This window comes from Bacillus sp. CH30_1T (assembly GCF_008364765.1).
Classification (GTDB): Bacteria; Bacillota; Bacilli; order Bacillales; family Bacillaceae_B; genus Rossellomorea.
Genome location: NZ_VTUY01000004.1, coordinates 440,460 through 453,110, shown reverse-complemented (window position 1 = coordinate 453,110; position 12,651 = coordinate 440,460). Strand labels below are relative to the sequence as shown.

13 protein-coding genes are annotated in these 12,651 nt (G+C 37.0%); 5 read left to right on the top strand and 8 right to left on the bottom strand.

Annotation, left to right across the window (positions count from 1 at the left end; translation table 11 throughout):
• Positions 1–8: 8 nt before the first annotated feature.
• The 3 genes from F0342_RS09795 to F0342_RS09785 form a co-directional block, all read right to left on the bottom strand.
• Positions 9–920 (bottom strand): ABC transporter ATP-binding protein, encoded by a 912-nt coding sequence (locus F0342_RS09795; protein WP_149155765.1) that lies wholly within the window; start codon positions 918–920, stop codon positions 9–11.
• Between the two features lie 171 nt (positions 921–1,091).
• Entirely contained in the window at positions 1,092–1,436 is a 345-nt protein-coding gene (locus F0342_RS09790; protein WP_149155764.1) for a DoxX family protein, read from the bottom strand.
• 153 nt (positions 1,437–1,589) lie between these two features.
• Positions 1,590–2,237 (bottom strand): pentapeptide repeat-containing protein, encoded by a 648-nt coding sequence (locus tag F0342_RS09785; RefSeq protein ID WP_149155763.1) that lies wholly within the window; start codon positions 2,235–2,237, stop codon positions 1,590–1,592.
• Positions 2,238–2,507: 270 nt separating this feature from the next.
• Here F0342_RS09785 and F0342_RS09780 point away from each other — a divergent pair, with 270 nt between their 5' ends.
• Positions 2,508–3,014 (top strand): GNAT family N-acetyltransferase, encoded by a 507-nt coding sequence (locus tag F0342_RS09780; RefSeq protein WP_149155762.1) that lies wholly within the window; start codon positions 2,508–2,510, stop codon positions 3,012–3,014.
• Between the two features lie 804 nt (positions 3,015–3,818).
• Positions 3,819–4,370, top strand: a complete 552-nt coding sequence (locus tag F0342_RS25705; protein ID WP_395940673.1) for a CBO0543 family protein — start codon at positions 3,819–3,821, stop codon at positions 4,368–4,370.
• A 208-nt stretch (positions 4,371–4,578) separates the two neighbouring features.
• Here F0342_RS25705 and F0342_RS09775 read toward each other — a convergent pair whose 3' ends face one another.
• Positions 4,579–5,664 carry a citrate synthase/methylcitrate synthase gene (locus tag F0342_RS09775; protein ID WP_149155761.1) on the bottom strand — a complete coding sequence of 362 codons (1,086 nt, stop codon included), beginning with the start codon at positions 5,662–5,664 and terminating at the stop codon, positions 4,579–4,581.
• Positions 5,665–5,779: 115 nt separating this feature from the next.
• Between F0342_RS09775 and F0342_RS09770 the strand changes: the two genes are divergently transcribed.
• A complete protein-coding gene (locus F0342_RS09770; protein WP_149155760.1) occupies positions 5,780–6,658 on the top strand; it encodes a LysR family transcriptional regulator in 879 nt (292 codons plus the stop codon).
• A gap of 363 nt (positions 6,659–7,021) precedes the next feature.
• Here F0342_RS09770 and F0342_RS09765 read toward each other — a convergent pair whose 3' ends face one another.
• The gene (locus F0342_RS09765; protein ID WP_149155759.1) at positions 7,022–7,555 is read right to left on the bottom strand and encodes a GNAT family N-acetyltransferase; all 534 of its coding nucleotides are present in this window, start codon (positions 7,553–7,555) and stop codon (positions 7,022–7,024) included.
• A 392-nt stretch (positions 7,556–7,947) separates the two neighbouring features.
• Between F0342_RS09765 and F0342_RS09760 the strand changes: the two genes are divergently transcribed.
• On the top strand, positions 7,948–8,385 hold the full coding sequence (locus F0342_RS09760; protein WP_149155758.1) for a hypothetical protein: 438 nt from the start codon (positions 7,948–7,950) through the stop codon (positions 8,383–8,385).
• A gap of 79 nt (positions 8,386–8,464) precedes the next feature.
• On the opposite strand, the gene F0342_RS09755 is transcribed toward F0342_RS09760, so the two are convergent.
• Together F0342_RS09755 and F0342_RS25150 are read right to left on the bottom strand one after the other, a co-directional pair.
• On the bottom strand, positions 8,465–8,839 hold the full coding sequence (locus tag F0342_RS09755; protein WP_149155757.1) for a nucleotide excision repair endonuclease: 375 nt from the start codon (positions 8,837–8,839) through the stop codon (positions 8,465–8,467).
• A gap of 947 nt (positions 8,840–9,786) precedes the next feature.
• Positions 9,787–10,944, bottom strand: coding sequence for a hypothetical protein (locus F0342_RS25150; RefSeq protein ID WP_223145710.1), 1,158 nt, complete (start codon positions 10,942–10,944; stop codon positions 9,787–9,789).
• 719 nt (positions 10,945–11,663) lie between these two features.
• Between F0342_RS25150 and F0342_RS09745 the strand changes: the two genes are divergently transcribed.
• A complete protein-coding gene (locus F0342_RS09745; RefSeq protein ID WP_149155756.1) occupies positions 11,664–12,212 on the top strand; it encodes a kinase in 549 nt (182 codons plus the stop codon).
• Between the two features lie 171 nt (positions 12,213–12,383).
• On the opposite strand, the gene F0342_RS09740 is transcribed toward F0342_RS09745, so the two are convergent.
• Positions 12,384–12,572: a hypothetical protein gene (locus F0342_RS09740; RefSeq protein ID WP_149155755.1), complete on the bottom strand. Its 189-nt coding sequence runs from the start codon at positions 12,570–12,572 to the stop codon at positions 12,384–12,386.
• Between the last annotated feature and the right edge of the window lie 79 nt (positions 12,573–12,651).

Below are 12,651 nucleotides of genomic sequence, written 5' to 3'. Positions count from 1 at the left end.
CTCCCTTTCTATGAATCTCGCAGTTGTGTTCCAGTCAAAGCGAAAAAGATATCCTCCAGTTTTGGCTGATACAACTCCAGCCTTCTTGGGATAATGTTTTGATTGCGGAACTCGACAATCAGTTCTTCCAGCGTCGTCAAAGGATATTCACTTTGCAAAAGAAATCCATTTCCTTTGGCTTTGACCTGCCCATGTATGGATAAGCTGACTTCATCTAAACCTTCTCCGGAAATAAACAATGAGGGTTTATTATATTTCTGCTGCAGTTCTTCCATTGTTCCGCATTCGACTAATGTCCCCTTGTCGATTAGTCCGATGCTGTCACATAGCTGCTCTACTTCCTCCATGTAGTGACTCGAATAGATGATTGTACTTCCCTTCTCCTTTAACTCCTGAATGATAGAGAAAATCGAGTTTCTTGATTGTGGATCGATTCCTACGGTAGGTTCATCCATGATCACAATGGAGGGATTATGCAGTAAAGCACAGCCAATATTCAATCGGCGCTTCATACCTCCTGAAAAGGTGATGACTTTGTCTTTCCCGCGTTCTTTTAAACCGATTTGTTGTAACACTTTTTCGCAACGATCTTGAAGGTCTTTGCCTTTAAGTCCATAAAGGCTTCCGAAATACATTAAATTATCCTTGGCAGTAAGGGTTTCTTCCAGACAGATATCTTGAGGTATGTATCCAATGAGCTTTTTTACCTTTAATCTTTCTTTCATGACAGAATGCCCGTTGACGATGATATCCCCCTCAAAACTTTGTAAAACCCCGGATAAGATCTTCATAAGTGTCGATTTCCCTGCACCATTGGGTCCTACCAGCCCAAAACAAGAGCCTTCTGGAATAATTAAATGAATATCGTCAAGGGCTTGAATCGAATCATATCGCTTGCTTATGTTCTCAACTTTGATCATTAAATAACCTCCTCCAACTCAAAAGCTCATAATAAGATGTACGAAACGAAATTGGTAAAAGTTTCACTTACTGTAAAGAAACGAAAGAAAAAGGAGTGGGGTTGTTTTCCACTCCTTTCGTATTTTCAATATCTTCGAATGAAATCTCAGTGTATATTTTGCAAATCAACGCTACCTAACCAAATAAAGTAATATAAATGAAAGGATACCTAGGAGGACAATCATAAAAGTATCTTTGAATCCATCTTTCACACGAATATGGGCAAGCATTCCACCGAAAGCTGTGACGCCAAGAATGAGAGATCCAGGGCCAATGTACGTTTCATTCCAATAACCAAGTACCAATAGTACGGCACCTGATAATTCCACTAATCCAGTGACGACCCGAAACCATTGAGGTAAACGTAAATGATCAAATACACCACGATGCAAGCTCGATCCGGTCAATTTTCCGATTGCTGCCATTAAAAACATTCCGGCCAATACCCCTTGTAAAACCCAGATGAAGATGTTCATGTTGTTTTCCCCCTTCGAATTGGAAAGCAATGGGCCCTGTTACATGAATATGCCAGCTTGAATGAATTGATGCATTTTTTAGGATTTGATGGATTTTACACTGATGCACTTAAAAATGCGGACAGATTGAACAACCTCTGCTTTCCTTTACGCCTACTCCTTTACTTTCAATCCCAATAAGCTTGCAAACCCGATTGCTTGTTCAGGTGACACTTCACAACCAGAAAGATTTTCAAGAGCTACATTTATACGTGTAAACCTGCAGGTACTAATATCAATTCCTTTAAGGTCAGTCTGGGTGAAGTCAATCTCATTAAGATCGCATTGATTAAAGTTTACTTTCAAGAGTTCACAGTCAGAGTAGTTGGCATTTTGTAAAAGCGTCTGGGTAAATATCACCTGCTTTAATCGTGCTTCAACAAAGTCACTCATGTTTGCCAAGCACTCCTCAAAACGGACATTGCCTAAATTAGCCCCCGAAAAATTCACACCCAATAATTTGCATTCCTTGAAGGTCACCCGATGTATGATTCCCTCGTTAAACTTTGCATTCGACAGGTCGCAGTTTTCAAAAACGACATCTGTCATATCCATCCGTGGGAATGATGCACCGACGAATGAGACATTTTTAAGCATCACTTTAGATATCACGAGCTGATCGATCTCTTCGTGGTCCAGTCTGGCATTTTCGATAATACAATTCGATAGGAATGGATCTTCTTCATAATAGACATCTTGAAAATTTGCCAACTCTAAACGAGCAGGGATTTTTGGGTCTACTATTTTAAATTTATTCCCCATGATTATTACACCTCAATTATGTTCATTTAATATAAAGAAACTATAACATGAAGAAAATTGAATAGTAGTCTTGGATTTTTTTCAGGTGTGTGTCTCGCAATGATGACAGTGGTGGGAACACTGCACCTTTTCAGCTGAAAGAATAGCAGATAGCTTATGATCGTTTCCCCGATTTGATTTTATTTTTCCCAGCTCATTACAAAGAATAAATACACCTATTTTATGTTTCGAGTTAAAATATAATGGAATGATTAAAGTGAGGTGTTCCATATGAAGGTAACAGAAACATCACGACTCGTATTGAGATTGGTTGAGGAAACTGACGCAGGATTTATTATGAAACTATTAAATGAACCTGGATGGCTACAGTACATAGGTGACAAAGGAATTCGTACAATCGATGATGCAAAGGGCTATATCATGAACGTTCCGAGGGCAATGTATGAACGGGAAGGATTCGGTTTGTACTTAACAGAACGTAAGGAGGATCATGCTCCGATTGGATTATGTGGATTGATTAAGCGTGAAGGACTTGAAGATGTAGATATCGGCTTTGCGATTCTCTCTGACCATCAATCTCAAGGGTATGCATATGAAGCAGCACGAGCTACGTTGGATCTTGCAAAGGACATAGGAATAAAACGTGTTGTAGCAATTACGACGAAGGACAATGAATCCTCATCTAAACTGCTGGAAAAACTTGATATGCAATTAGAAGGATATGTGACATTGCCAAATGATACAGAAGAACTGAAAAAGTACGGACTGAACTTCTAGGTATAGAACTATGTTCATATTGAAAGGCTCTTTTCGAAAATGTAAACTAACGGGTTCGGTTTTCGAGTTCAAAATGGTGCTATGAGTATTACTTTTAAAAAGTTTACTGGGCTTAATTATAACTATCATAATTATTAACATGATTATGATTTTCATCATGTAAAATAAATAGCTTCCTATAGGGTGCGATACTTTAAAAGAGAATCGCTGTTCCTTTTTAAGCTAAAGGAACAGAATAGCTTAATAAAGAAAAAATAATTTGGACAAGTTAAGAGTATTCTAAAAAGAGTAATAAAAAAGTTAGGAGTTTTTGAAAATAATGTTAGCAACTACCTTCTTTATACTACTTGTCATTTCAGGATTTCTTATCTTGACACTTCCTTTATTAAAAAAGTGGTTCACTAAAATAGAAATTTTTATGCTATTTATGTTCACCTCCTATTTTTGTCAAAATCTGTTTTATACACTTTCCTCCCCATATGACAGAATAACTGTTGTCACAGAGCATTTTCCGTTTTGGACTATACGACTACATTATGGAGTTGTGTTTGCAGTTGGCCTCTTATGGTTAATGGCAGTATATCGTTCTAAAGTTACATTATGTAAGAAATTACTAGCTACGTTCTCTTGGATATTGTTTGGAATTATAGTCGAAAAAACATTTTTATTTATTGGAGTCTTACGGTCAGACAGTATAAGCTGGTACCCATCATTAGATATGTTTTTCGAGATGTTTGTTATATTGGTTACTCTTTTTTTCACTGAATTTCTCTTCGGTATATTGAAAAGAGAGAGGGTAATATAGTGGGCTTCGAGAAAACTTTTGAGATATTAAAACCGATATTGCCTAAAAAATTTGATGAAAATGAATGGTTTACCATATTTATTACTATCTTAGTCATTTCAGTTTTTTCTTTCCTACATAAGAGAAATAAGACTCTTTTAAATACGGAGATTATAGGAATATTGTTATTTAACCTTTTATATACAACCGTTGGATGTTACTTCTTAGCAATGGACCCTTATGATTTTTATGATACAGTAGACCACGATAGTGGCGAGATAATGGATATATTATTGCAAAATATAGTCTATCCGTTTACTCTTCTTATTCTAATGAATTATTATGCGAAAAATAAACCTAGCAACTTGCTCTATATTATATTGGGAGCAGGGATATTATATGGATTAGAATGGATAGGAGTTGAATTCTTTAGTCTCTTTACTTATAAGACGTGGAAATCGTGGTATTCCTTAGTATTTTACTTCCCTGTAATGATTTTAAATATAATTTTTTATAATAAATTTCATAGATATATCAAAAATAAAATCGAGGGAAACTCTAGAAAAAATTAAATTGTCCTTCTTGTTTTAAAGGGGTGCTTAGGTTGTATATGAATTAAAAAGATACGCTCTGAGCTTTTTCAACTCGGAGCGTTTTTCTATGCTAATTATAATGTGTTTTACTTTACCAATCTGGTTGGTAAAACCAATGTTATTTAATATTCTATTTGTAATTTTGCACTTCGAAACCAAACCGGTTAAATGTAAACATGTAGGATCATTAGCTGTTTCGATTTCCTATATATTCTGACTGAGGTCTGTATATTGTATTGTTTTCAGCCTGCTCCATTACATGTGCCGTCCATCCAACAATTCGACTGGCTGTAAATGTCGGTGTGAAGAGATCTGATTGAAGATTGATCGATTTCATAATGGCAGCTGCATAAAACTCTACATTTGTGTATAACGATCTCCCCGGCTTAATTTCAGCTAAAAGTTCAATCGCCTTCTTCTCCACATAAAGTGCAAGATCCAAAGACTGATCTCCCCCCTTATTTTCTAACAGGGTATTTCTTAAAGTGATGGCTCTGGGGTCATGAGTCTTATACACCCGATGGCCAAACCCCATCAACTTATCCCCATTCAGCAATTTTCTTCTGATGATACTTTCGGCTTTTTCAGCTGTACCTATTTCGTTCAGTAAATCAATGACTCCGGATGGTGCTCCTCCGTGAAGTGGACCTTTCATTGTCCCTATGGCTGCAGTGACGGCAGAAACCAGATCGGATTCCGTTGAGGCCGTAACTCTTGCAGAGAAAGCAGAAGCATTCATCCCATGCTCAAGTGTTAGGACCATATATGATTCCAATGCATCCGCAACTGCCTTTGACGGAATCTTTCCGGTTAACATATAGAGATAATTTTCCACATGGTTCAGCTGTGTATTCGGATCAACTGCAGGTTTTTCTAATATCATATTGAATCGGTAGGCAATAATAGAAGGAATAACGGCCGTTAACCTCATTGCCTGTTCAATTGTTGGTCTCCAATTGTATTCTGGTCCTCCCTCAGAGGAGATAACGGTTCTTAATACACTCATCATGTCCATTCCTTCTGGTAGAGAATGAAGGATGTCCTTCATTACAGGCGTCAGGAATCGATTAGTACTCAGTTTCTTTTTGATAACCACTGCATCCTCCTTTGTTGGAAGATGCCCATACCATAATAAGAAAGCAGCTTCTTCAAATGACAGATCCTTAAGTTCCCCGATTTCATATCCTCTATAGATGAGCACACCCTCCTTTCCATCAATATGACTGATTGTTGTTTGTGCTGCTATAATTCCTTTCAATCCTTCACTAAACATTCGTTTCATCCCCTTTTCCTTTATTACAATTATTGTATAATGAATTTATAATTAAGAAAATTAAATATATTTAATTCAATTGATTACATATATTAATAAGGATAGGGTGGGAAAAGTGGATTTGAATGTGGTGAAAACGTTTATTACAGCAGCTGAATTCAATCACTTCAGGAAAGCAGCTGAGCGATTATATATATCACAGCCGACCGTTACGGTACATATTAAACAACTTGAAAAGGAACTGGGAGTTATCCTATTTGAGAGAGTTGGGAAGAAAATCAAACTGACAGAAGCGGGAAGGTCCTATTTACAGCATGCTAAGAGATTGATCGAGATTTATGAAGAAGGAATCTCTGATCTTCAATCCTTTAGTCAGGGATATACGACAACACTTAAAATGGCTATATCCCCCTTGATTGCTGATAATGTATTACCTTTTGTATTAAAACAATATTTAGAAACTCATCCCCAGGTTGAGATTTCGGTTGAAATTATTGAATCTGCTGAAATTGAGAAGGCTGTTTTAGAGGAAAGAGTCGACATTGGACTTTCCTGCCTTCCTTGCTATAGTCCTGAACTTGAACATACTCTATTGTTTTCAGATAAAGTCATTTTAGTGGCTCCTCATGATGGACGGGATTTCGAATCAGCCCCACCTTTGGAAGAAGAGGAGTTATTAGCATCGAATTACTTATTGACCCACAATCACCCTGCTTATTGGGATGATCTTTGTTATACAATAAAGCAATTCTATCCAAAAACTAGGATGATGAGGGTTTCACAAACACATATTACGAAACGATTCATCGCAGAAGGCCTTGGCGTTTCCTATCTTCCCTCATCTACAGTCAGGAGAGAGCTGCTGGAAGGAAGACTCTTAGAGGTTGAAACAAAAGCTTTTCCCATGCCAGAAGCAAAAACCTTTGCCATTACAAAATATCAACATAAAGTACAAAAGGAATTTTTGCGTTTCTTGTCTCGATTCAGGGTGTAAAAAAGGGACGACATGATCACTAATTAGTGATCATGTCGTCCCTTTTTTAGTTAATTTTAGCAGTTCCATTCTTTTGATTACCTCTTTTGGAAAAGACCAGTCAATAAATCCGAAGTGCCAAATAAGTTTTCAGAATCAACTTTATCAATCATCTTTCTAATTTCTACAGGTTCTAATGAACGGAATACATTCTTTAATCTTTCTTTTGTATAACCTAGTCCACCCATAAGTGAGGGGAGTGCGTGTGAATGAGAATGAATAAACATTACATTTATTACAATAATGTATCAAGAAATGAGAAAGATTGATCTTACTTCGGCCTTTTTCTGTTCAACTATTTGTAATTTAAGAGAATTTATCTTCTCATGCTCTTTCTCCTAAATGCTTCTCCATCCTGATATCTGACCACATTTTATTATTCCAATAGGTAAAGTCAGCTATTCTAGCAATTTCTTGATACCCCAACTGTTGATAAAGCTTATAAGCGTGGGTATTAAACTCGAACACACCCAATTCAATTCTTGTAAGTCCTTTCCTTTTTATCTCTTCTTCTAAATATTGGATAGCCTTGAAACCTATTCCCTTACCACGACCATTCTCTTCACCTATTGTAATCCCTATCCAAGCGGTTCCGGGTGCTCTTTTGTGAAGATGGCTTGGGTCGACCATGTAATTCATTTCTCCCACAAGCTTGTCATCTGTATAAATAAGATAAATGTGGTGGGTGTCCAAACGGTTTTTGAAATCTTCTAAAGTCATCTGGCAACGTTTTTCCAGCTCCTTCTTATTTTTATTTGGGCGAATTAAAGGAATTAAGTCTGGATTGTTTTCCCAACGATTAAAAGCTTCAACAATTATAAGGTTTGGTTCGATTACCTCTGAAAAATGAATAGTCATTATTTTCCCTTTCTACTCTCAAATATTTTAAATACTTAATTAATAATACCATTTTAAACATCGCTCATTCCAATAACCTATCTATTTAGTCGAATGTATCACTTTAATTCTGAATCAATCAGATCAGGAATGTTTGGTTTATCATTGGTGTACGGGAAAAAACAATATCCTATTTTAGAAGATATGTTTTTTACGAGTCTTCTTATTATTGTGTAAGGATATAATACCCACTTGGTCTCATACTCGTCTCAATTACAACTTATCCCTGACGCCTTCCCTTAATAGGCTAATTCTATAGCATTACCTGCAGTTAACTACCTGTTCTATTGAAGCCCAACCTCCAATATGTATAACTATGACCATATATAGGCATATACCAAGGAGGTACTTCTGTGAACGGATCCATCAATCCCATTAAGCTGAACGAAGTCATTAAGTATGAAGATCTTTTTCATGAAGCTTTTAAGGGGACACCCTTAAAAGCAGGACGTGTGGCACTAATTACGTACTGGATAAAGCCTGGGAGTTCATTTATTACGTATGACATCCATAATCAAGATAAGAAGTTTGTGAATATAGAAGATGCTCCTTCCCCGCCGTCGATACAGCGGGAAGAGCTTAGTTTTCGGACGATTTTTGAGTTAAATCAGTCAGTGGATATTGAAATTGCAGGAGTGAAGAGACCTTCTGTCATAGTAACAATCAACATCGCTTGGTCGGATGATGGATGTACGGTGTCTTATGGAGTGACGGATCGCACTAATACGACATATTATGGGGTTCGAGAAGTGTTGTTGGTTAGATGGAATCCGGAATTTGTGATTAGGTGAAAACTGCTACCTGATGATATACACTTTTCAACCAAAAAGGAACCAGCGTCTATTTTGTGACAATGGTTCCTTTTTGATATTATTTATAGAAAACTTTATCTACGTTATATTTCGCTTGGAGCTTATTGATGATATATGTTTCGTAAATGTCACGATCCATTGCATCTTCTACAATAGCCACATCGATTCGGTAGATTTCGCCTCTGTGGTTACGTAGTGGTGAAACGGTATCTTCAAGATGTTTCTTGACTCTTTGTCTTAGTTTTCGTGCTTTCCCAACGAAGAGAAGTTCGTCGTTGATGTTGTAAAATAAGATGATACCGCCTTTATCTCTTGGGATTTTGTGAAGATCGATGAAGCCCTGGATGCTTTTGATCTTTGGTTCTTCTGAGTCTCTTGGTTGTTTACGTTCCGTTATGGAAATATCCACATGTGGGATTTCAATTTTTATCATGAATGGTCACGTCCTTTGTTTGCTGTAAGAAGTAATGGTAACACATATTAGTTTGAATTACTATACAACGTAGCACTTACAATAAAATAAGAAAGTCTCTTCTCCCTTATACATATATCTGAGTCCAATTTGAATATTAAACGTCTGTTTCATATTTTTAAACACAAAGAAATTATTATACAATTAATCGTGAGTTCGTGTTCATATAAATCTTCGAAGTCGTCGTCAACAATGAAGTCCAAATCATGGGATTGGATGAATTTCTCTTGTTATAACAGGTTTTCTATTTTCTACTATTTTTATTTCATAGAGATTGTGCATTATATCGCAGCTCCCACGGTCAAGTGATAGCTGAATGAATTTGCCATCATGGAATTGTTTAGTTTTTTGTTTTGCTTTCTAATTTCATTGTATGTTCATCCTATTTTGTATATGGAACAAGTATGTCAAGATGCTGCTTTAGGTTTTCAACTGTGCATCGCTCAATATATTTAATTCAAGTATTATCCAACAAGGAGTGAACTATGCTTAGATGTCATTCGGCGGCTGGTAACCGCGATAAAGTCAATATCACTGGAATTATTCACATACGCTTCCAACTAGATGGAACCGTGTAAATACAAGCCTTCTATCGTATTTGGCAACTATTTATTAAATGCATTATGTAGTTATTTACAATGTTTGGACAACCCTTGGTACTCTGGCTATTGAATCTCCCCCCTTTAAAATATTTATTGTACATTGTCCTCATTATTATCAATCTCTAATTTATGCTTAAAGTATCAATTCCAGTGAAAGATCATCACTCAGTCAATTTATTAGCAATCCATTATTGTGTAAGGTAAATCAAGAATTGGAAAATAGTAATAAGGTAATAGGAACAGTATAAAAAAAGCGCAGACCTCCACATATCCGGTCTGCGCCCTCTAGATAGTTATTTCCTTTTATTAATTTAGCTTTAACATTGTTAATCCGGCACTATTAGTTGGAGTATTATCCACATTACCAATGAGGTTATCTGCCGTATGCCCAATATTTCTAAGTTCTACTTTTCCTCCTGCTGGTATAGTAACAATCGCTTCTCCATTAACTTGAAAAATGGAATCCAGGGTCACAGGAGCACTTGTAAAGATGCCTAGTTGGTTACCATACCTGCTGGATGTTACTATTGAACCATTCAAGAATAATGCGTACGCTCCTCCTCTACTAAATCCTGTTTTACCACTAGTAAATACAATGTTATAGTTTATTTTGTAGTCTCCTTCGTTCACTACGATTATCGAGGTTCCCAAATGAATAAAGTCCCCAGCAGAACTGATACCAGTATGGTTAAAAGAAACAGGTTGGTCAGGTATAATGAGATCTCCGCCAATTCTATACACATTACAGTACTTACTATTGCATGTGCATTCCCCTCGAGGACCTTTTACACCTTGAATTCCACGCTCTCCTGGAGGGCCCGATTCACCTTGAGGCCCTTGTTCCCCTTGAATCCCTTGTTCCCCTTGAGACCCTTGTTCGCCTTGAGGCCCTTGTTCGCCTTGAGGCCCTTGTTCCCCTTGAGGCCCTTGTTCGCCTTGAGGCCCTTGTTCCCCTTGAATCCCTTGTTCCCCTTGAGGCCCTTGTTCGCCTTGAAGCCCTTGTTCGCCTTGAAGCCCTTGTTCGCCTTGAAGCCCWTGTTCCCCTTGAGGCCCTTGTTCGCCTTGAAGCCCWTGTTCCCCTTGAGGCCCTTGTTCGCCTTGAGGCCCTTGTTCCCCTTGAAGCCCTTGTTCGCCTYGAAGCCCTTGTTCSCCTTGARGCCCTTGTTCGCCTTGAGGYCCTTGTTYCCCTTGAAGCCCTTGTTCGCCTTGAAGCCCTTGTTCRCCTTGAGGCCCTTGTTCGCCTTGAAGCCCTYGTTCGCCTTGAGGCCCTAGTTCACCTTGAAGCCCTTGTTCGCTTTGAAATACTTGGACATCTTGGGGTTCTAACTCTTCTTGAGGTACTCGCTTTCCGCTTTTTTTGCTTTTCTCGCTTTTTTTCTTACACTCATTATGCTTGTCATCATATTCGTCTTTCTTGGATTTCTTATGCTTGTCTTTCTTATCATGACCTCTTTTAGATCCCAATTTACTCACCTACTTTTCATATATCAATATTTTAATCCTATTAATCAAATGATGAATAACTAAACAGAATTACTATAGTTTATGTAAAATATGAATAGTACGTGTAGACAAACATCCTGTGCTTCTATAAATAAACAATAGTCTATAGTATTGGTAGAATACTATTATATGGTACCCTTTGTTAAGAAAGCTGCAGGCTATATGATGATAAACCGGGTTTCGAAATATCAATACCAAAGAGGAGTATAGTTCATTCCTTCGGCTTTATTGTTCTTTAATAGAGAAAGTGAATAGCATAATTTCAACACCTTACTTTTTAGTTATCGTTAGTTATTCTTTGAGTTATTGGAGTTACCGGAATTGTTGCTGCCTTTTGGTCCAATTTCTTGATAGAACTTTTTGTCATTGGTTCTTGCCGTTTTTTCTCCTCCTTTTCATCCCGCTTCTTTTAATTCATTTTGCTGTTGGCCCTGTTGTTACAACCCATAATAATTCCTTCTTAAATTCATACGATTAAATTACGCAGTTCACATATCAAGCGCACACTGATTGACTGAACCCCTGGATCTAATGTTACAAAACAACACACTTTGCTAAGAAAGCATTATTTAAAAACCAAGTTCTATGAAATTTCAGCATTTTGCTCGGTTACAAAACTGAATCTATTTCCATACAATATAGAAAAAGTGAAAGCCTACTATGTAAAGGAGTGATGATCATTGGAGAACTTTTTTCACGGGAAAATCTCAAAGAAAGACCTGGAAGCCTTAGAAGTGATTGGTGATGGGAAAGATGGGGAAATCTACAAGGTAGCAGAGGACAAAGTTGTTAAGTACTTCTTTAAGGAGGAAACACATCAACGGGAACTAGAAGCGATGAAAATAGGGCAGACTTCATCCATTATGCCTCGTCTTTATGAATTTGGTGACAATTACATTGTCATGGAGTTTGTTCAAGGAATATCCCTTGCCCGTCATATGAAACGATACGGCCATATTGACGAAGAAATGACTAAAAAAATTTTATTCGTCTTAGAAGAATTTAAACGATTAGGCTTTTCTCGATGGGATACGGAGGTTCGCCATATGTTAATGGATGAAAATGGTGAATTCAAAGTGATTGATCACAAGCGAGCATTTACATCCAACTCACCTGTTCCAACGAAGTTGTTAAAAGGAATGAAAAAATTCGGTTTAACAGGAGAGTTCTTGGAAAATGTAAAGAATTTAAATCCTGAGCTCCATGATGCTTGGAAGAAGCATAAGTAGTTCCCTACATGATGAAGTTCCTCACTAAAATATCATAGAAACAAGAACGTTCTTTCCTTTAATCAATAAGGAAAGAATGTTTTATTAAAGGTTTTAGGACAAGCCCTGAAATCAAAAAAAGGATAGTACTCCGATAAAAGTACTATCCCTAGAATTTATTAATAAGAATGATTATACTTTTTTCACCGTTACCCTATCCAAGTGAGTGAATAAAACGTCACCATCACCATTAGACCATACTAAATAGTGATCTTCTGCTTTAATAAATGTCCCGTCGCAGTCTATTTTTTCTGCCCCCGATATAACCTCGATTTTGTCACCAAGCTTGAGTACTTTATTAAGTTTATCGGAAAATCCCATAATGCCTCCTCCTTTCTCTTTTATGATTCAACAGTCTATATATTTATATTAAAAAATATGAAATTTGATAGGGCTATTA

Bases quoted from the DNA above. Each gene is read 5' to 3' on its own strand.
- F0342_RS09755 (WP_149155757.1), bottom strand. From the start codon at position 8,839: ATGATAAAAATTGAAATCCCACATGTGGATATTTCCATAACGGAACGT.
- F0342_RS09740 (WP_149155755.1), bottom strand. From the start codon at position 12,572: ATGGGATTTTCCGATAAACTTAATAAAGTACTCAAGCTTGGTGACAAA.
- F0342_RS09785 (WP_149155763.1), bottom strand. From the start codon at position 2,237: ATGGGGAATAAATTTAAAATAGTAGACCCAAAAATCCCTGCTCGTTTA.
- F0342_RS09795 (WP_149155765.1), bottom strand. From the start codon at position 920: ATGATCAAAGTTGAGAACATAAGCAAGCGATATGATTCGATTCAAGCC.
- F0342_RS09765 (WP_149155759.1), bottom strand. From the start codon at position 7,555: ATGACTATTCATTTTTCAGAGGTAATCGAACCAAACCTTATAATTGTT.
- F0342_RS09775 (WP_149155761.1), bottom strand. From the start codon at position 5,664: ATGTTTAGTGAAGGATTGAAAGGAATTATAGCAGCACAAACAACAATC.
- F0342_RS09790 (WP_149155764.1), bottom strand. From the start codon at position 1,436: ATGAACATCTTCATCTGGGTTTTACAAGGGGTATTGGCCGGAATGTTT.
- F0342_RS09780 (WP_149155762.1), top strand. From the start codon at position 2,508: ATGAAGGTAACAGAAACATCACGACTCGTATTGAGATTGGTTGAGGAA.